The organism is Streptomyces sp. ICN903, from assembly GCF_022015835.1.
Classification (GTDB): domain Bacteria; phylum Actinomycetota; class Actinomycetes; order Streptomycetales; family Streptomycetaceae; genus Streptomyces; species Streptomyces fenghuangensis.
On sequence record NZ_JAKMAY010000067.1, the window covers coordinates 1 to 18,995 of the forward strand.

At 72.8% G+C, this 18,995-nt stretch carries 14 protein-coding genes and 1 pseudogene; 8 read left to right on the top strand and 7 right to left on the bottom strand.

Translation table 11 applies throughout. The features are described 5' to 3' along the window. Positions 1 to 481: pseudogene (locus L7D48_RS09570) on the bottom strand (sugar kinase); the annotation flags it as partial. Between the two features lie 432 nt (positions 482 to 913). On the opposite strand from L7D48_RS09570, the gene L7D48_RS09575 reads away from it, so the two are divergent. The 4 genes from L7D48_RS09575 (at position 914) to L7D48_RS09590 (ending at position 6,666) form a co-directional block, all read left to right on the top strand. Beyond that, positions 914 to 2,599 carry an ABC transporter substrate-binding protein gene (locus L7D48_RS09575; RefSeq protein WP_237878557.1) on the top strand — a complete coding sequence of 562 codons (1,686 nt, stop codon included), beginning with the start codon at positions 914 to 916 and terminating at the stop codon, positions 2,597 to 2,599. A 74-nt stretch (positions 2,600 to 2,673) separates the two neighbouring features. Next, on the top strand, positions 2,674 to 3,663 hold the full coding sequence (locus L7D48_RS09580) for an ABC transporter permease (protein WP_237878558.1): 990 nt from the start codon (positions 2,674 to 2,676) through the stop codon (positions 3,661 to 3,663). A gap of 19 nt (positions 3,664 to 3,682) precedes the next feature. Continuing rightward, positions 3,683 to 5,659, top strand: coding sequence for a dipeptide/oligopeptide/nickel ABC transporter permease/ATP-binding protein (locus tag L7D48_RS09585; protein WP_237878559.1), 1,977 nt, complete (start codon positions 3,683 to 3,685; stop codon positions 5,657 to 5,659). Beyond that, entirely contained in the window at positions 5,656 to 6,666 is a 1,011-nt protein-coding gene (locus L7D48_RS09590; RefSeq protein WP_237878560.1) for an ABC transporter ATP-binding protein, read from the top strand. The genes L7D48_RS09585 and L7D48_RS09590 overlap by 4 nt, the downstream gene beginning before the upstream one ends. A gap of 67 nt (positions 6,667 to 6,733) precedes the next feature. Here L7D48_RS09590 and L7D48_RS09595 read toward each other — a convergent pair whose 3' ends face one another. Next, on the bottom strand, positions 6,734 to 8,932 hold the full coding sequence (locus L7D48_RS09595; protein WP_237878561.1) for an alpha-galactosidase: 2,199 nt from the start codon (positions 8,930 to 8,932) through the stop codon (positions 6,734 to 6,736). 250 nt (positions 8,933 to 9,182) lie between these two features. On the opposite strand from L7D48_RS09595, the gene L7D48_RS09600 reads away from it, so the two are divergent. Then, positions 9,183 to 11,675, top strand: coding sequence for a glycoside hydrolase family 2 protein (locus L7D48_RS09600; protein ID WP_237878562.1), 2,493 nt, complete (start codon positions 9,183 to 9,185; stop codon positions 11,673 to 11,675). Then, the gene (locus L7D48_RS09605; protein WP_237878563.1) at positions 11,676 to 12,566 is read left to right on the top strand and encodes a LacI family DNA-binding transcriptional regulator; all 891 of its coding nucleotides are present in this window, start codon (positions 11,676 to 11,678) and stop codon (positions 12,564 to 12,566) included. A 118-nt stretch (positions 12,567 to 12,684) separates the two neighbouring features. Here the strand turns inward: L7D48_RS09605 and L7D48_RS09610 are convergent, their stop codons facing one another. Continuing rightward, entirely contained in the window at positions 12,685 to 13,035 is a 351-nt protein-coding gene (locus tag L7D48_RS09610; RefSeq protein ID WP_237878564.1) for a chaplin, read from the bottom strand. Between the two features lie 227 nt (positions 13,036 to 13,262). Here L7D48_RS09610 and L7D48_RS09615 point away from each other — a divergent pair, with 227 nt between their 5' ends. Then, positions 13,263 to 14,072 (top strand): SDR family oxidoreductase, encoded by an 810-nt coding sequence (locus tag L7D48_RS09615; protein WP_237878565.1) that lies wholly within the window; start codon positions 13,263 to 13,265, stop codon positions 14,070 to 14,072. 216 nt (positions 14,073 to 14,288) lie between these two features. Continuing rightward, positions 14,289 to 15,074 carry a VOC family protein gene (locus L7D48_RS09620; protein WP_237878566.1) on the top strand — a complete coding sequence of 262 codons (786 nt, stop codon included), beginning with the start codon at positions 14,289 to 14,291 and terminating at the stop codon, positions 15,072 to 15,074. 54 nt (positions 15,075 to 15,128) lie between these two features. On the opposite strand, the gene L7D48_RS09625 is transcribed toward L7D48_RS09620, so the two are convergent. The 4 genes from L7D48_RS09625 to L7D48_RS09640 all read right to left on the bottom strand — a co-directional run bounded on the left by L7D48_RS09625 (position 15,129) and on the right by L7D48_RS09640 (position 18,818). Further along, positions 15,129 to 16,853, bottom strand: coding sequence for an ATP-dependent DNA helicase RecQ (locus L7D48_RS09625; protein WP_256462648.1), 1,725 nt, complete (start codon positions 16,851 to 16,853; stop codon positions 15,129 to 15,131). A gap of 179 nt (positions 16,854 to 17,032) precedes the next feature. Next, positions 17,033 to 17,797 carry a metallophosphoesterase gene (locus tag L7D48_RS09630; protein ID WP_237878567.1) on the bottom strand — a complete coding sequence of 255 codons (765 nt, stop codon included), beginning with the start codon at positions 17,795 to 17,797 and terminating at the stop codon, positions 17,033 to 17,035. After that, entirely contained in the window at positions 17,794 to 18,081 is a 288-nt protein-coding gene (locus tag L7D48_RS09635; protein WP_237878568.1) for a BON domain-containing protein, read from the bottom strand. Before L7D48_RS09635 ends, L7D48_RS09630 begins: the two co-directional genes overlap by 4 nt. Beyond that, positions 18,078 to 18,818 (bottom strand): nucleotidyltransferase family protein, encoded by a 741-nt coding sequence (locus L7D48_RS09640; protein WP_237878569.1) that lies wholly within the window; start codon positions 18,816 to 18,818, stop codon positions 18,078 to 18,080. The genes L7D48_RS09635 and L7D48_RS09640 overlap by 4 nt, the downstream gene beginning before the upstream one ends. Positions 18,819 to 18,995 lie beyond the last annotated feature (177 nt).

Genomic DNA, 18,995 nt, shown 5'->3' on the forward strand with positions numbered 1-18,995 from the left:
GCCGCATTCCGCTGGTGGGGGTCAGGGGGCCGGGGGAGACCAGGCCCAGGCCGAGCACCCGTTCGCGCCCGACGCCGACGCCCTCGATGAGGGCGCCGACCTCGCCCGCCATGCGCTCGACGACGGCCGGGGGGTCCTCGGCTCCCGCGCCCGCGCGGGACATCCGGGCGACGACCGAGCCGCCGAGGTTGGTGAGGACGTAGGTGATGCCCGCGTGGTCGAGATGGACTCCGACCGCGTACCGGGAGGACTGGTTGAGCTGGAGCAGGACGCGGCGCTTGCCGCCGGTGGACTCGGCGCGCCCGGTCTCCACCACCAGCCCGTCGTCGATGAGGCGGCGTACGACGGTCGAGATCGTCGCGCCGGTGAACCCGGTGGCGTTGATGAGGCCGACCCGGCTGATGGTGCCCGCCGCGCGGATCACGTCGAGGACGGCCGCCCTGCTGCTCGCGTGGGCCGTGGCCCGAGCCGGTCCGCTCACTGGTTCCTCCGCCCGCGCCCCGCCGCGGCGGGGGACGCTGTCGATGTGCTCCGCGCGGTCCGTGCCGCGCGTGTACGAACCGTTAGTTTATTTACCTGTCGAAGGCGGGCAAGTGCCCGTCCGCGCAGGCACCCGTCCGTTCCCGGCGCCCGGCCGTCCCCGACGGTCCGGCGCCTCTTCCCGCGAACGGCCCCCACCAGGCCTCTTCCCTCGTATTCTTCCCCCGTGCTTCTCCCGGCGCCCGGCCGGCCGCTTCCCGGCTCCCGTCCGGCCCCGGTCTCGCTTGTGTCTCTGCGGCACCGGTGGTGCCGCAGGAGTATTGACTTTCTTTCTTCGGCGACTTAAGAATCGCCCCACTGAGCGACCCGCCGCCCGCGAGGCGGTCGAACGGCACAGGGACGCGCCCCTCCAGGACGAGAGGAACCATCCACCATGTTCCAGCAAGCAAGACGCCGCCGTGCGCGCGTCGCAGCGGCCGGGATGGCCGCGATCGCCCTGCTGGCCACCGCCTGCTCGGGGTCGGGCGGCAGCGGCGGCGCCAAGGACGAGACCCTGGTGGTCTTCACGGGGCAGGCGGGCGACTACCAGGCCAACTTCAACCCGTTCTCGCCGACCATGAACGAGGGGCCGGGCACGATCTTCGAGTCGCTCTTCTACTTCAACCAGGTCCGCGACGAGCCGGCCGAGCCGCTGCTGGGCACCGAGTACTCCTGGAACGAGGACGGCACCGAGCTCTCGGTCACCCTGCGCGAGGGCGTCAAGTGGTCGGACGGCGAGGCGTTCACCGCCGACGACGTCGTCTTCACGCTGGACATGATCTCCAAGTACAAGGAGATGAACGGCACCGGCTACAAGGGCAGGGCCGAGGCCGTCGACGACACCCATGTGAAGATCACCTTCGACGAGCCGTCCTACATGGACGGCCCGCAGATCCTGGGCAAGATCTTCATCGTCCCCGAGCACGTCTGGAAGGACTTCAAGGAACCCTCGAAGAACACGGTCACCGAGCCCGTCGGCACCGGCCCCTACCTGCTGGGCGACTTCAAGGGCCAGGCGTTCACACTCAAGGCCAACCCCGGCTACTGGGACGGCGAGCCCGCCGTCAAGCAGGTCCGCTACATCGCCCTGTCGGGCAACCAGGCCGGCGCGGACGCGTTGAAGGCGGGGAAGATCGACTGGCAGACCGGCCCGGTACCGGACATGAAGAACGTGGAGAAGAACTACCCGGGCTACAAGGCCGTCACCGTACCCATCAACCAGACCGCACTGATGACCTGCTCCGACGCGGAGATGGGCTGCGAGGGCCCGCAGACGGACCCGGCGGTGCGCAAGGCGATCTACTACGCCATGGACCGCTCCCAGATCAACTCGCTGGCCTTCCAGGACACCTCCAGCCAGATCTCGCCCGGGTTCGCGCTGGTGGAGAGCAACGAGGAGCTCGTCTCCGACAAGCTCGAGGAGAACCTGGCCCCGATGAAGCCGGACGTCTCCAAGGCCACACGCCTGCTGGAGCAGGCCGGCTGGACCAAGGGCCCGGACGGCGTCTACGCCAAGGACGGCAAGAAGCTCTCCCTGACCGTCCGGGTCGTCTCCGGCTGGACCGACTACATCACCGCCGTCGACACCATGGCCGAGCAGCTCAAGAAGGCCGGCATCAAGCTGACCTCCCAGCAGTCCTCCTGGAACGAGTGGTCCGAGGCCCGCGGCCAGGGCAAGTACCAGCTGCTGATCGACTCGCTGTACCCCGGGCCGACGCCCGACCCCTACTACACCTACAGCTACTTCTTCAGCAGCGAGACCACCGCGAAGGTCGGCGAGACGGCGAACCCGAACTTCGCCCGCTACAGCGACCCGCGGGTGGACCGGGCGCTGGAGGAACTGAAGAAGCTCTCCCCCGAGGCGGCCGAGCAGCGCCAGAGGCAGTACGACGTCATCCAGACCCGGATCGAGGAGGACATGCCCTACATCCCGATCCTCACCGCCGGCACCACCAGCGAGTACCACGACTCCAAGTTCGAGGGCTGGCCGACGGAGTACAACCTCTACGCCGTCCCGGCGGTCTGGAGCCGTCCCGACCAGGCGCAGATCTACAAGGCCCTCAAGCCCGCCGGCAAGTGACGGCCCGGCCGGCACGGCGGTGACACGGCAGTGAACGGTTCCGAGGAGGAGCAGACAGTGATAGGCGGAGATCGGTGAGGTACTACGCCCGGAAGCTCGGGTTCTATCTCGTCGCCCTGTGGGCGGCGCTGACCCTGAACTTCTTCATCCCGAGGATGATGCCGGGGAACCCGGTGGACACCCTCATGGCGAAGCTGCAACAGCGAGGCGGCGCAACCGACCCGTCGGTCCGCAGATCCTACGAGCTCCTCCTCGGAACCGACACCGGCGAACCCCTGGTGGTCCAGTACTTCTCGTACCTGGCCAACATGTTCCGCGGCGACCTGGGCGTCTCGGTGAGCGTCTTCCCGGCGGAGGTCGCCACCGTCATCGGGGACGCGCTGCCCTGGACGATCGTGCTGGTGGGCCTGGCCACCGCCCTGTCGTTCCTGCTGGGCGTCGGGCTCGGCGCCCTCGTCGGATGGAAGCGCGGCTCCTGGCTGGACTCGCTCGTCCCGGCCACCACCGTGCTCGCGGCGGTGCCGTACTTCTGGCTGGCGCTGATCCTGGTCGCGATCTTCGCCACGGCCCTGAGCTGGTTCCCGCTCAACGGCGGGTACGACGTGATCCTCACCCCGGGCTGGGACGGGGAGTTCATCGCCTCGGCGGTCTACCACGGCATCCTCCCCGCCCTGACGATCGTGATCTCCTCGGTGGGCGGCTGGCTGCTGGGGATGCGGAACATGATGGTCTCGACGGTGTCGGAGGACTACATCCTCACCGCCCAGGCCAAGGGCCTGCGCGACCGGCGCATCATGACCCGCTACGCCGCGCGCAACGCGGTCCTGCCGTCCGTCGCCGGCTTCGCGATCTCCCTCGGTTTCGTGGTCTCCGGTTCGGTCATCACCGAGCAGGTCTTCTCCTACCCCGGCATCGGATCGAGGCTGCTGCAGGCCGTGGAGAACAACGACTACGCCCTGATGCAGGGGATCTTCCTGGTCATCACGGTGGCCGTGCTGGGCGCCAACCTGGTCGTCGACCTGCTGTACGGCCTCATCGACCCCCGCACCCGCGCCGGCAACTGAGAGCTGAGGAACCGACACCGTGACGAACATCAACCCGCCCGCCGAGGCCGCCGAAGCGGCGCCGGACACCCCGGCCGGCACCACCGGCGCCTCCCCGGCCCCCCGGCGCTCCGGCGCCGGCGGCTGGCGCTCCCTGGTGCCGCGCTGGTCGCCCAAGCTCGGGATCGGCCTGGGCCTGGTGGGCGCCATCGCCCTGTTCGGGATCCTCGGACCGGTGCTGACCGGCGACCCCGACACCATCCGCGACATCAGCATGACCCCGCCCGGCGGCGAGTTCTGGCTGGGCACCACCCAGACCGGTCAGGACGTACTGGCCCTGCTGGCCCACTCCACCCGCGGCTCCCTGCAGATCGGTCTGCTGGTGGGCGTCCTGGCCACCTTGCTGTCCGCGGTCTTCGGCGTCATCGGCGGCTATGTCGGCGGCGCGGTGGACGAGGGCTTCTCCCTGTTCTCCAACGTGATGCTGGTGATCCCCGGTCTGCCGCTGGTGATCGTCATCGCCGGCTTCGTCCCCGTGGAGCAGCGCGGCTGGTGGACCATCGCGGTCGTACTGGCGATCACCGGCTGGGCGGCCTCCGCCCGGGTGCTGCGCGCCCAGACCCTCTCCCTGCGCAACCGCGACTACGTCGCCGCGGCGAAGGTGGCGGGCGAGAAGCCCTGGCGAATCGTTTCCGTGGAGATCCTGCCCAACCTGCTGCCGCTGATGGCCTCACAGTTCGTGTTCGCCGTCATCCTGGCCATCCTCAGCGAGGCGGGCCTGTCCTTCCTGGGCCTGGGCGCCTCCGGCTCCGACACGCTCGGCACGATGCTCTACTACGCCCAGAACGGCTTCGCCCTCCAGCGGGAGGCGTGGTGGTGGTTCGGGCCGCCCGGCCTGGTCATCGCGCTGTTCGGCTGCGGCCTCTCCCTGATCAACTTCAGCATCGACGAGATCATCAACCCCAAGCTGCGCACCGTCCCGGCCACCTCCCGCCGCACCCGCGGGCGCACGGGCGGCGCCGAGCGCAAGGGCCGTTCGGCCGCGGCCCGTTCCGTCCCCGGACGCGGGGAGCCCGGTCGCCGGGAGTCCGGCCGCGACGCCGTCCTGACGGTGGAGAACCTCAACGTGGTCTACCGGGGCGAGAAGCCCGTCCACGCCGTCAAGGACGTCTCGCTCACCCTCGGACGCGGCGAGATCCTCGGCCTGGCCGGGGAGTCCGGCTGCGGCAAGACCACGCTCGCGTACGCGATCAACCGGCTGCACCGGCCGCCGGCCGAGGTCACCTCGGGATCGGTGGTCTTCCACGACCGAGACGGCTTCGACCTCGACCTGCTCGCACTGGGCAAGGAGGAACTGCGCGCCTTCCGCTGGTCGAAGCTGTCGATGGTCTTCCAGGGCGCGATGAACGCCCTGAACCCGGTCATCTCCATCCGGGCCCAGCTGGAGGACGTGCTCACCACTCACCGCCCGGACATGTCCGCGCAGGCCCGCCGCGAGCGGTGCGCCGAGGTCCTGCGCCTGGTCGGAGTGGACCCGCGCCGGCTGGACTCCTTCCCGCACGAGCTCTCCGGGGGCATGCGGCAGCGTGTCATGATCGCCATGGCGCTGCTGCTCGACCCCCAGGTGATGATCATGGACGAGCCCACCACGGCCCTGGACGTGGTGGTCCAGCGCGGCATCCTGAGGGAGATCCTGCGCTTCCGCGACGAGCTGGGCTTCGCCGTCGTCTTCATCACCCACGACCTGCCGCTGCTGCTGGAGCTGAGCGACCGCATCGCGGTCATGCGCGAGGGCGAGGTGGTCGAGTACGCCACCGCCGACGAGATCCACCGCGCCCCCAAGCACCCCTACACCCGCAGGCTGCTCGACTCCTTCCCCAGCCTCACCGGCGAGCGGGGGGCGTTCATCCGCACCGGGGAGTCCAGCGCCCGCGAGCGCCCCGGCCCCGGCCCCGGCGCGGGCACGGGCACGGGCACGGGCACCGAAACGATCGTGAAGGAGGCGGGCTCGCGATGACGACGCTCGAAGTACGCGGCCTGACCAAGGACTTCTCCATACGCTCCGGTCTGCGCCACTCCCGCCTCCGCGCGGTTGACAACGTTTCCTTCACCCTGGCCCCGGGCCGCACGGTCGCACTGGTCGGCGAGTCCGGATCGGGCAAGTCGACGGTCGCCCGCATGATCGCCCGTCTGGAGAAGCCCACCGCGGGCGAGATCACCGCCACCGGTCCCGACGGCAGGCGGGTCGGCGACCGGGCCTACCGGGACCACGTCCAGATGGTCTTCCAGGACCCCTTCGCCTCGCTCAACCCCTTCCACACCGTCGAGCACCACCTGGCCCGTCCGCTGAAGCTGCACGGCAGGGCCCGGGGGAAGGCGGAGGTGGCACAGAAGGTCGAACAGCTCCTGGAACGCGTCAACCTGACCCCGGCCGCCGACATCGCCCAGCGCCGTCCCCACGAACTGTCCGGCGGCATGCGCCAGCGCGTGGCGATCGCCCGGGCCCTGGCGCCCGGGGCCCAGGTCGTCATCGCCGACGAGCCGGTCTCCATGCTGGACGTCTCCATCCGGCTGGGCGTGCTCAACCTGCTCGCCCGCCTCCAGCGCGAGGACGACCTCGCCGTCCTCTACATCACCCACGACCTCGCCACCGCGCGGCACTTCTCCGACGACATCCTGGTGATGTACCGCGGGCGCGTGGTGGAGAGGGGGCCGGCGGACGAGGTCATCCTCAACCCGCAACACCCGTACACCAGGATCCTGGCGGCCGCCGCGCCCAACCCCGACGCACGCGACCGGGCCCGGCTCACCGAGGCGACGGGCATCGAGCCGGCGGGCAGCTCCGCCCTCCCCGGCGACGATCCGGGCTGCACCTTCCGGGACCGCTGCCCCGAGGCGTTCGAGGCCTGCGCCCGTATGCCGGAGGACTTCGCGGTGGGCTACGACCACTACGCGAAGTGCTGGCTGCGTTCCGGTGCCGGTTCCCCCGGTCGGCCGGCGGCCGGGGGAACCGCCACCGCGTAGGCCCGGGCCGCCCACGCCGGGGCGCGCCGGGCGGGACCGCCGGCCGGTCCCGCCCGGCGCGCACCGCTCACACCCGGGTCGCGCGCAGCAGCACCAGCCGCTCGGGGTGGAGCACCGGGGCCTGGAGTCCGGCCGAGGCCAGCACCCGGCCCGGCAGCCGCACACCCTCCGGCGTCCACCAGGGCAGCGGGACGCCCCAGTGGTGGGCGTTGCCGTCCGGCAGATCGCCGGGGGGCTGCGGGCGCACGTGGTAGACGGCGTCAGCGTCCAGCCCCGGCAGCCGTACCGGGCCGGCCGGATACAGCTCGGAGGTGGCGGTGGCGACGAGGGCGTACACCGCGTCCGAACCGTCCTCGGCGACCACGCCGTGCAGACGGCAGGCCGGGTCCGGATGGTCGGCGTGGACGGAGGTGCCGGTGTGGAGCAGGCCGCGCAGCTCCTTGTGGAGCTCCACCCACCGCGCCAGCCGCGCCAGTTCCTCCGGCGCGGCCGCGGTCAGGTCCCACTCGATGCCGAAGTGCCCGAACAGCGCCGTGCCCGCCCGGAAGTCGAGCGGGTGGCGGCGCCCGGTGGTGTGGGCGACGTCCGACCCCACATGGGTGCCCATGAGTTCGAGGGGGATCAGGGCGTTCGTCCAGCGCTGGATGGTCTGGCGCTCCAGGGCGTCGATGCAGTCCGAGACCCACACCCGGTCGGTGCGCTGGAGGATCTCCAGGTCCACCCGTCCGCCGCCGGAGGAGCAGGACTCGATCTCCACCCCGGGGTGGCGGCGGCGCAGCTCGTCCATCAGCCGGTGGACCGCCCGGGTCTGGCCGTGCACTCCGGCGCGGCCGGTGGGCCGGTGCCCGGCGTCCACCAGGTCCCGGTTGTGGTCCCACTTCAGATACGCGATCGGGTACGTCTGAAGCAGATCGTCCAGGCGCCGGAGGATGTGCGCGAACGCCTCCGGGCGGGCCAGGTCGAGCACCTGCTGGTGGCGGGCCGCGCCGGGCAGCCGGTCGCCGGCGGCCATGATCCAGTCGGGGTGGGCGCGGGCCAGCTCGGAGTCCTCGTTGATCATCTCGGGCTCGACCCAGAGGCCGAACTGCATGCCCAGACCGGTGACATGGTCGGTCAGCGGGCCCAGCCCGTGGGGCCACACCTCGTCCGAGACGTACCAGTCGCCCAGGGCCCGCCGGTCGTCGCGGCGCGCGCCGAACCAGCCGTCGTCCAGGACGAACCGCTCGGCCCCCACCGCGGCGGCGGCGTCGGCCAGGGCGCGCAGCCGGTCCAGGTCGTGGTCGAAGTAGACCGCCTCCCAGGTGTTGAGGGTGACCGGCCGGGGAGTGGCGGGGTGGTGCGGGCGGGAGCGCAGCCAGCGGTGGAATCGGGCGGAGACCTCGTCCAGGCCGTGCCGGCCGTAGGAGCCGTACTGCCAGGGAGAGGTGTAGGACCGACCGGGCTCCAGCACCACCTCACCGGACAGCAGCAGCTCGCCCGAGCCCAGCAGCGACACCGAGTGGAAGGTGCGCTCGGCGAAGGTGCGGTGGTTGCCGGACCACGCGGTGTGCACGGCCCACACCTCGCCCGAGCGGTTGCCGAAGCCCTCGGTGCCCGCGGCCAGCAGATAGGCGCTGTCGTAGCCGGTGCGGCCGGTGCGATTCTCCCGCATCCGCAGTCCCTGGGTGAAGGCGGTGCGCTGCGGGCTGCGTTCGCGCAGGTGGTGCCCGGTGAAGTCCAGCAGCTCGGCGGCCTCGGCGGGCACCGGCAGCATGAGGTTGACGGCGTCGACGGCGAAGGGGGAGGGGCCGCGGTTGGTGACCGTGGCGCGCTGGCGCACCAGCCCGGACGCGGTCAGCTCGATCACCAGCTCCAGGTCCAGGGCCGCTTCCTCGTCGCGGGCGCGGACGGTGACGGTGGCGCCGCCTTCGCCGCCGAAGGAGCGGGACTCCCGCGCGGGTCCGTTGAGGGTGGCCTCGCGGACGGTGAAGGCGGTGGAGAAGTCCCGGCCGCCGCGGTTGCCCGTCAGGCCGGGGGTGCCCAGCCAGCCGGCCGACTGCTCGGGCAGCACGGAGACCTCGACCGGGCCGTCGACGGAGAAGCCGATGGGCTGCGGCGCCCCGGCGAGCCGCAGGGAGCCCAGTTCCCCGGGGGTCAGCGCGCCGAGGTCGGCGCCCCAGTGCAGGACTCGTGGAAGGGTGCCGCCGGTCAGGTCCAGCACGAGGCTGACGCCGGCCGCCCGCAGATGTGTCACATCGAGGGGGAGGGGAGCGGAACGTGATGCCACGGTGATGTCTCCGTCCTGGCCAGGCCGGCGCCGGAGGCGCCGTTGACTTACTTTGTTCGGTGGCGTAAGAATCTCGGGCGACGATACTCGGCACGCCGGGGAGAAATCCACCGGAGGCCGACCGCGATCCCGCGTCCGTTCCCGTCCCCGCCTCCATCCCGCCTTCCGTGTCCCCGCCTTCCGTCCGTTCCCGGACGCCTTCGCAGACCAGCCGCTCCGCACCGCGGAGCCGATCGAGGAGTGAGCGCCGATGATCCGCCAAACCCTGCACGACGGCTGGCAGTTGTCGGCGACCGGCGGGCCGGTCCCCGCGGACGTCGCGGGCCGGACCGTACCGGCCGCCGTGCCGGGCAGCGCCCACCTGGACCTGCTCGCGGCCGGCCTGATCCCCGATCCCTACCTGGACCGCGCCGAGGAGGAGCTGGTCTGGGCCCACCGCACCGACTGGCGCTACACGCTGGCCCTCACGGCCGACGCCGCCGGGCCCGGGGAGCGGGTGGACCTCGTCTTCGACGGTCTGGACACCGTGGCCACCATCGAGCTGGACGGGAAGGTGCTGGGCAGCACGGCCAACATGCACCGCGCTCACCGCTTCGACGTCCGCGGCGCCCTGACCGGCGGCTCCCAGGAGCTGGCCGTCTCCTTCCGCTCCGCACTGGAGTACGCCGAGGAGGTCGAGCGCGGCCTCGGCCGCCGTGACCACGTCTACCCGCACCCCTTCAACATGGTCCGCAAGATGGCCTGCAGCTTCGGCTGGGACTGGGGGCCGGACCTGCAGACCGCGGGCATCTGGAAGCCGGTGCGCCTGGAACGCTGGCACACCGCCCGTCTGGCCCGGGTGCGCCCGCTGGTGACGGTGGACGCCGAGGGCACCGGACACGCCGAGATCCACATCGACGTCGAGCGCTCCGGTCTGGACGGCGGGGACGCCCCCCTGGAGCTGACCGCCACCGTGGACGGCCGCACCGAGCGCGTCACCGTACCCGCCGGCGAGACGGCCGCGACCGTCACCGTCACCGTGCCCGGCGCCCGCCTGTGGTGGCCCGCCGGATACGGCGACCAGCCCCTGTACGGTCTCACCGTGACCCTCGGCGCCCCGGGTCAGGCGGGCTCCCGGGAGCCGCTGGACACCTGGGAGCGCCGCATCGGCTTCCGGACGGTCACCGTGGACACCACGCCCGACGAGATCGGCACCCCCTTCACCGTCGTCGTCAACGGCAGACCCGTCTTCGTCAAGGGCGCCAACTGGATCCCCGACGACCACTTCCTGACCCGGATCACCCGCGAGCGGATCGAGCGCCGCGTGGACCAGGCCGTCGGCGCCCACATGAACCTGCTGCGGGTGTGGGGCGGCGGCATCTACGAGACCGAGGACTTCTACGACGTCTGCGACGAGCGCGGCGTCCTGGTCTGGCAGGACTTCCCCTTCGCCTGCGCCTCCTACCCCGAGGAGGAGCCGCTGTGGAGCGAGATCGAGGCCGAGGCCCGCGAGAACGTCGCCCGCCTCACCCCGCACCCCTCCCTGGCCCTGTGGAACGGCGCCAACGAGAACATGTGGGGCTTCCGCGACTGGGGCTGGCCCGAGCAGCTGAAGGGCCGCACCTGGGGCCTGCGCTACTACACCGAGCTGCTGCCCTCCATCGTGGCCGAACTCGACCCGACCCGCTTCTACAGCGCCAACAGCCCCTACAACCCCGGCGCCCCGGTCGAGGGCGTCCACCCCAACGACCAGGACCACGGCACCCGGCACGAGTGGGAGGTGTGGAACCGCGTCGACTACACCCACTACCGCGACCACATCCCGCGGTTCTGCTCGGAGTTCGGCTTCCAGGGCCCCCCGACGTGGGCGACTCTGACCAAGTGGATCCACGACGAGCCGATGACGCCCACCTCGCCCGCCTTCCTGCTGCACCAGAAGGCCGAGGAGGGCAACGACAAGCTCGCCCGCGGCATGGCCCCCCATCTGCCCGAGCCGAAGAGCTTCGAGGACTGGCACTGGGCGACCCAGCTCAACCAGGCCCGCGCGGTCGCCTTCGGCATCGAGCACTTCCGCTCCTGGTGGCCGCGGACGGCCGGATCGGTGGTCTGGCAGCTCAACGACTGCTGGCCGGTCACCTCCTGGGCGGCGGTGGACGGCGACGAGCGGCCCAAGCCGCTGTGGTACGGGCTGCGCCACGCCTACGCCCCCCGGCTGCTGACCGTCCAGCCCCGCGAGGGCCGGCCCGCCCTGATCGCGGTCAACGACCACGACGAGCCCTGGAGGGGCGAGCTGCTCCTGGAGCGGCAGACCTTCGCGGGCGCCGTACTGCGGAGCGTTAAGCTTTCCCTCGACGTGCCGCCCCGCTCGGTCGCCCGCATCGATGCGGACACGTCACTGGTCAGCCCGGACGACGCCCGCAGGGAGGTGCTGGTGGCCACCGCGCCGGACGCACGCGCCGTGCACCTCTTCGCCGAGGACGTGGAGCTGGACTACGACCCCGCGCCGCTCAAGGCGGAGGCCGTCGCCGTGCCCGGGGGGTACCGGGTGGACGTGCGGGCCTCGTCGTTCGCCCGCGACGTCGCGATCCTGGCCGACCGGGTCGCCCCCGACGCGGTCGTGGACGAGATGCTGGTGTCCCTACTGGCCGGGGAGAGCCGGTCCTTCACCGTGCGCACCGAGGCCGACATCGACCCCGCCGCGCTGACGGAGCCGCTTGTGCTGCGCTCCGCCAACGGCCTGAGCGCTCCGGTGGTGCGGTACTGAGTGGACGCTTCGGAACACACCGGGACGGCCGGCGCCGGCTTCTCGGGAGCCGTCGGGCTGGTGCTCGCGCGCCCCGCGCGGCTGCTGGGCGTCGAGCCGTTCTTCATGGAGTTCATCGCCGGCATCGAGGAGCGCCTCGCCGAGCGCGGCCTGTCCCTCCTGCTGCACGTCGTGGCGGACCAGGAGGCCGAGATCGCCGCCTACCGCCGCTGGGCGGAACGCGGGCTGGTCGAGGCGGTCGTGGTGGTCAACCGCACCGTCGACGACCGGCGGCCGCCGGTGCTGCGCGAGCTGGGACTGCCCGCCGTCCTGGTCGGCGCGGGCAGCGGTGACGACACGCCCATGCCCGCGGTCCGCACCGACGACGCGGGGCCGGTGCGCGAGGCGCTGGCGCATCTGCTCGACCTCGGCCACCGCCGTATCGCCCGGGTCAGCGGCCCGGCGGGCCTGCTGCACACCCGGGCCCGCACCGGGGCGCTGGTCGAGGGGTGCCGGGAGGCCGGCGTCGAACCGGTGGTCGTCGAGGGCGACTACTCCGGCGAGTCGGGTGCCAGGCTCACCGCGGAACTGCTGCGCCGGCCGGAGCCGCCCACCGCGATCCTCTACGACAACGACGTGATGGCGGTCGCCGGGCTGGGCGCGGCCAAGGAGATGGGCGTCGCCGTCCCCGAGCGGCTCAGCCTGATCGCCTGGGACGACTCGACGATGTGCCGCCTGGCGTCGCCGCCGCTGACCACCATGAGCGTGGACGTGCACCAGTACGGCGTGCTGGTGGCCGAGTCGGTGCTCGAACTGGTCGACGGCCTCCCGGTCGCCGAGCGGTGGTCGCCCACCGCCCGGTGCGTGCCCAGGGGCAGCACCGCGCGCTGCACGGTTCCCTCCACCGCCTGACGCCGCTTCCGCGCGGGAAGCGGTGGAGGGGGACGGAAGACCTCCGGGGAGGAGGCCCTTCGCACAAGGGCCTCCTCCCCGGAGGTTCTTCTGGGGCCGGACGCGGCCGGCGGCGCGGTCAGCGGCTGCCGTGGCGCTTCTTGCCGTGGTCCGCCTTCTTGTGGTCCTTCTTCTTGTGGTCGGCCTTCTTGTGGTGCTTCTTGCCGTGGTCCTTCTTGGCGTGCTGCTGGCCCCCGTTGACGCAGGTGTTGCCGAACGCCGGGTTCAGCAGACCGACGATGTTGACGGTGTTGCCACAGGCGTTGACCGGGATGTTGACCGGCACCTGGATGACATTGCCGGAGACGACGCCCGGGGAGCCGATGGCGGCGCCCTGCGCCCCGGCGTCGGCGGCGGCGACTCCGGCGGAACCGGCCAGAGCGGCACCGGCGGCGGCCGTCACGGCGACAGCCTTGGCAATACGCGACATGAAGAGTCACTCCTTATAGCGAACAAACACCCATCCGCCCGACTGGAGGCGGTGGTGCCGTGACCAACGCCCGATCCGCCCGGAGGTCACCGCGATTAGGCCGAATGGTGGTCAGACGGTGGCCCGGAGGTGGTCCGAGCGGCCCCGGCCGCCATCGGACACGGCCGTTTCACCGGGGTGCGCCCGGGTACCGGAATCCGGCCCGGAACCCGCCAGAGGAGGACTGAATGAACGCGCACAGCGATTCCCCCGCCCGCGTCGCGGTGATCACGGGCGCGGACTCGGGGATCGGCCGCGCCACCGCCGTACGCCTGGCCGAGCAGGGGATGGACATCGGCATCACCTGGCACGAGGACGAGCAGGGCGCGCGGGAGACGGCCGAAGAGGTGCGCTCCCACGGCCGCCGGGCGGCCGTCGCGCGGATGGACCTCACCGACCTGCCCGCCGCGGCGGACGTGGTCGACCGCCTCGCCGACGAGCTCGGCAGGATCGACGTACTGGTCAACAACGCCGGCACCGGCACCGCCACCCCCTTCCTCGACATCGGTCTCGACACCGTCCGGCAGGTCCTCGACGTCGACCTCGTCGGCCCCTTCCTGTGCGGGCAGCGCGCGGCCCGCCGCATGATCGAACAGGGCGACGGCGGCAGGATCGTCAACATCACCAGCGTCCACGAGCACCAGCCGCGGGTGGGGGCCGCGCCCTACTGCGCGGCCAAGGGCGGGCTCGGCCTGCTCACCCAGGTCATGGCCCTGGAGCTGGCCGCGGACGCGATCACCGTCAACGCCGTCGCGCCGGGCGAGATCGCCACGCCGATGACCGGCCAGGAGGACACCGACGTGGCCGCCGAGGAGCGGCCCGGCATCCCCGCGGGGCGGCCCGGCGACGCCCGCGAGGTGGCGGCCGTGGTCGCCTTCCTCGCCGGGCCGGACGCCGCCTACGTCACCGGTGCGTCGTGGGCGGTCGACGGCGGCATGCTGCGGATGGGACCGCAGGCCGGCTCCCATCTGGAGAGCGACTCCTGGCGCCGCCCCTGAACGGCTCCCGCCGGGGAGGGCCGTTGCCCCGGTTGGTGGATGCCGGTTTCCCCCCGGCGCCGCGAGAGGGCAGCATCGGTCCAGGAGAGCCCGGACAGGGCGGCCTGGACGGAACGACCCGGACGGAACGACCCGGACGCGACGGCCCGGCAGAACGGCCTGGACGGAACGACCCGGACAGGACGGCCCGGACGAGAGACGGTGTGGTGATCGGCCGTGACGGAGACCGAGCGCGTGCCGCAGGGCGCGCCCTGCTGGGTCACCCTGCTGGCTCCCAACCTGGAGGCCGCGCAGAACTTCTACGGCGAACTCCTCGGCTGGCGGTACCGGCCGGGCTCGCAGCGGCTCGGCCACTACGTGGTCGCGCTGGCCGGGGACGTCCCCGTGGCCGGGCTGGGCGAGGCCAAGGACAGCCTGCGCACCCTCACCTCCTGGACGGCGTACTTCGCCTCCGACAGTGTCGACGTCGCGGCCGGGCGGGTGCGCGAACGCGGTGCGACCGTCGCCGTGGGGCCGGTGCGGTTCGCCTCCGGCCGGGTGGCGTGGGCGGCCGACCCGGCGGGGGCGGTCTTCGGGATCTGGGAGGGCGGCATCGACCCGGAGTGGCAGGCCGGAAGCAGGGTCAACGCCCCCTCCTGGCTCGAACTGATCACCCGCGACGCCTTCGCCGCCGCGCTCTTCTACGGAGAGGTGTTCGGCTGGGACAAGGGGGATCCCGAGCGCTACGACATCCGCTACGAGCACGACCGGGTGATCCTGCGCATCGACAGGCGCACCGTGGCGGGACTGAGCGGCGGAGCGGTGGAGGACGCGCCCGATCCGCGGGTGCGTCCGCACTGGCACGTCCACTTCCGCGTCGAGGACGTGGACGCGGCGGCGGTGAGGGCGGAGGCGCTGGGGGCCGAGGTGGTCTCCGCCCCGGCCGACACCCCCTCGGGGCGGCAGGCGGTCGTCCGGGATCCGCAGGGGGCCCTGTTCACGGTGGAGAACAGGGCCCCCTGAGACCTCGCGGGACGCGTTCCGCGGGCCGGCCCGCTCAACCCCCAAGCGCGCGGGTCAGTCGCCCGACTCCTCGTCGAGGGTGAGCAGCCCCTGCCCGACCACGGCGTCCAACGACAGGGTGCGGTAGCCCACCGTGTCGAACAGGACGGTGACCCGGTCCTCCTCCTCGCTCATCACCAGGCCCTCGCCCCACTCGCGGTGGCGCACCCGCACCCCGGTGCGGAACCGGCCGGCGTCCGGCCGGGGGCCCTCCTCGACACGGGGCGCGGGCCGCTCGGGCAGACCGCGTGCCCCGCGCTCCTCGTAGCGCTCCGGCCCGCGGCCGTCCCCGCCCCGCGCCCGGTCGCGTTCCTCCCCGGCCGCCAGGCAGTTGTCGCAGTTGCCGCAGGGCGGTTCGTACTCCTCGCCGAAGTAGCCCAGCAGGAAACGGCGGCGGCAGCCGGAGTTCTCGGCGTAGCCGCGCATCATCTCCACCCTCGACCGCTCCAGCCTGTACCGCGTCTCGGCCAGCTCCGCCGCGCGGTCGGCGGCCTCCCGGGGGTCGAGCTCCCCGGCGGGGGCCAGCTCGCCGCCGGAGGTGACGGTCACCGCCCCGGCCTCCTCCAGGAGGTTGACGGCGGCGGTGAGGCGGCTGGCGGACAGCCCGGTCCGCTCGCGCACCCGCGACGCGGGCAGCGGGGCGCCGCTGCCGCGCACCGCCTCGGCGACGTCGGTCAGCGTCCCGGTGTCGGTGTGCCCGGAGGAGAAGAACTTCCGCAGCCCCAGGTCCTCGGGCCGGTAGTGCAGTACGGCCAGTGCCGGGGCGCCGTCGCGGCCGGCCCGGCCGATCTCCTGGTAGTAGGCGTCCGGAGAGCCCGGCACGGAGGCGTGCAGCACGAACCGCACGTCCGGTTTGTCGATGCCCATTCCGAAGGCGGAGGTGGCGACCACCACGTCCAGGCCGCCGCCGAGGAACGCCTCGTGGGCGCGGGAGCGCTCGGCCGACGGCAGGCCCGCGTGGTAGGCGAGGGCCGACAGGCCGAGTTCCGCCAGCTGCCCGGCGTACTCCTCCGCCTCCCGGCGCGTGGCGGTGTAGACGATGCCCGGCTTGGGCTCGGCGGCGGCCCGCTCCACCACGGCCCGGCGCTTGTCCGCCTCCTCCAGGAAACCGCGCACCTCCAGGCGGAGGTTGGGGCGGTCGAAGCCGGCGACGATCCGGGCGGGACGCTCCATGCCCAGGCGCTCGGTGATCTCCTCGCGCACGGGAGGGGCCGCGGTGGCGGTCAGGGCGAGGACGGTGGGACGGCCCAGCCGCCGCGCCACGTTCCCCAGACGGAGGTAGTCCGGGCGGAAGTCGTGGCCCCAGGAGGAGATGCACTGGGCCTCGTCGACCACGAACAGCGAGGGCCCGGTCCGCGCCAGCCGCTCCACCACCTCGTCCTTGGCCAGCTGCTCGGGGGAGAGGAGCAGGAACTCCGCGTCCCCCTCGCGCACGGCCCGCCAGGCCTCGGCCGTCTCGCCCGCCGCCTGGGCGGAGTTGACCGCGACGGCCTTCGGGGCGTTCGGCGCCCCGCCCTCCGCCAGCCCCTCGACCTGGTCCCGCTGGAGCGCGATGAGGGGGGAGACCACCACGGTGGGGCCGGGCAGCAGCACGGCGGGCACCTGGTAGACGGCGGACTTCCCCGCGCCGGTGGGCATCACCACCAGCGTGTCCCGGCCGCGCAGCACCTGCTCCATGGCCTCGGCCTGGCCGGGGCGCAGCTCGTTCCAGCCGAAGACCTCCGCGGCGACACGCCTCAGCCGGTCCCGGGCCCGGGTGCCGTCCCCGGCTCCGTCCTCCGCGCGGGCGGCCCCGCGGCCGGACCCGGTGGTGTCGCGCACGGTCTGCTCTCCTTTCTCACGCGGCTTTCTCACGCGGCGCGGGACGCGTCTCGCGGGCCTGTGCTCCGGTCTGTGCTCCGGCCGGTGCCCCGGTGGGCTCAGCGGGAGGCCTCGGCCAGCGCCCCGGTTCCGCGTTCCGTGCCGGGCTCCAGGTGGTACACCGCGAAGGCGCGCCGGATGACCGGCTGGGCGACGTTGCGCACCCGCACCCCGCCGCTGGTCAGACCGTGCTCGGTGCCCGCGTGGGCGTGCCCGTGGACGGCCAGGTCGGCGCCCGCCGAGTCCACCGCCTCGGCCAGCAGGTAGCTGCCCAGGAAGGGGTAGATCTCCAGCGGCTCGCCGGCGAGGGTGTCGGGCACGGGGGAGAAGTGCGTCAGGGCGATCCGTACGGCGCACCCCTGCCGGTCCAGCTCCTCCAGCGAGGTCCGCAGGCCGTCCGCGCAGCGGCGGGTGTAGCGGATGAACTCCTTCATGATCGGTTCGCCGAACTCGCCGCCGCTGCGCCCGGCGAACCCTCCGCCGAAGCCCTTGGTCCCCGCGACGCCGACACGGGTGCCGTCCACGGCCACGACCGTCCCCTCGCCCTCCAGGACGCTCACGCCGGCGTCCCGCAGCACGGCGGTGACCTCCTCGGGGCGCTCGTCCTGGTGGTCGTGGTTGCCCAGCACGGCGATCACCGGCACCCGCAGGCCCGCGACCTCCTCGGCGACGACCCGCATCTCCTCGGGCGTGCCGTGGCGGGTCAGGTCCCCGGCGAGCAGCAGGAGGTCGGCGCAGTCGGGCAGGGTCTCGAAGGCGGGGCGCAGCACCCCCTTGCTGTCCGGCCCCATGTGGATGTCACCGACGGCTGCGACGCGGATCATGCCAGCTCCTCAGGACGGTCGGGGGCGGTGGGGTCGGCCACGACGATGTCGGTCCGCACCGGTGTGTCGCCCAGTTCCTCCTTCGCGACGCGCACGACGGTGTCGCGGCACTCGGCGGTGGGGACGGTGCCGCTGACGACCACCGTGTTGCCGCGGGACTCGATGCGCATGCCGAGTTCGGCGACCTCCTCGCGCACGAGCCTCTCCTGCAGGTGGGCGATGCGGTACTCGGTGTTGTCCGCGCCGCCTCCCCGGTCGCTCCGGCCGGTGTCGTGGTCCGTCATGGCAGTCCTCCACGGTCGTCGTCCTGCGGCGAGATGACCTGCAGACGTTCCAGCAGGTAGAGAAAGGCGTCCGGCATCGGCGCCGCTCCGCACTCGCGCCGCACCCGGGACCAGTCGACCTTCTCCCGCAGGGCCCGCGCGATCGGCAGCACGGCGCCGAAGTCGCAGTGGTGCTCGGTGAAGGCGTTCAGCAGGCTGGCGAGCAGGTCGGTCACCGACAGCACGGGCATGCGGACCGACTCCACGGGCAGTTCCTCGGCCCGCCCCAGCAGTTCGCGGGTCACCGGCTGCCGCGCCAGCTCGAAGATCAGATCGATGTCCTGGCCCATGCACCGGGCCTTGAGCAGCCAGTCCTCCGGCGGGGTGTACACCTCCAGCCCGGCGTCGCGGAGCGTGGCGGCCACCGCGTCGGCGTCCTCGGGAAGGACGCAGAAGTCGGCGTCGTGCTGGAGGTTCCCCGGGCCTCCGTGGGCGTAGACGGCCACGCTGCCCGCCAGGGCGAAGGGGTGGCCGGCGCCCTTCAGCAGGGAGGCCACCTGCTTGGTGGCCTCCAGAATGGCCTGGGTGAGGTTGGGGGGCAGTTCCTCGAGTCCCGCGTCGCCCTCCGGGCGGACCTGCCCGCCACTCTGCTCGCCACCCTGCGCGCCGCTCCGCGCACCGCCGGGCCCGGTCGCCGGGCGTGGGGCAGCCGGCAGGTCCCGCTCGGCCGGTGCCGCCTCGCCCGGATGCTCGGTCACAGTCACTCCGCTCTCCAGGTCGTCTCGTCGTTCCCCACCGCCGTGCCACCGCGACGCCGTCCTGGGACCGCTGGGGCCGGGGGCTTCCACGAGAGCACCGGTACCCGCCGTCGTCCGATCGATACCGGCCGATACCGGGCGCACCGGTGCGGGCGGGAGGAGCGGGCGGGCCGGCGG

What these genes read in the sequence shown, in the direction of transcription:
- L7D48_RS09575 (WP_237878557.1), top strand. Translation starts at nt 914, where the DNA reads ATGTTCCAGCAAGCAAGACGCCGCCGTGCGCGCGTCGCAGCGGCCGGG.
- L7D48_RS09590 (WP_237878560.1), top strand. Translation starts at nt 5,656, where the DNA reads ATGACGACGCTCGAAGTACGCGGCCTGACCAAGGACTTCTCCATACGC.
- L7D48_RS09600 (WP_237878562.1), top strand. Translation starts at nt 9,183, where the DNA reads ATGATCCGCCAAACCCTGCACGACGGCTGGCAGTTGTCGGCGACCGGC.
- L7D48_RS09610 (WP_237878564.1), bottom strand. Translation starts at nt 13,035, where the DNA reads ATGTCGCGTATTGCCAAGGCTGTCGCCGTGACGGCCGCCGCCGGTGCC.
- L7D48_RS09615 (WP_237878565.1), top strand. Translation starts at nt 13,263, where the DNA reads ATGAACGCGCACAGCGATTCCCCCGCCCGCGTCGCGGTGATCACGGGC.
- L7D48_RS09630 (WP_237878567.1), bottom strand. Translation starts at nt 17,797, where the DNA reads ATGATCCGCGTCGCAGCCGTCGGTGACATCCACATGGGGCCGGACAGC.
- L7D48_RS09635 (WP_237878568.1), bottom strand. Translation starts at nt 18,081, where the DNA reads ATGACGGACCACGACACCGGCCGGAGCGACCGGGGAGGCGGCGCGGAC.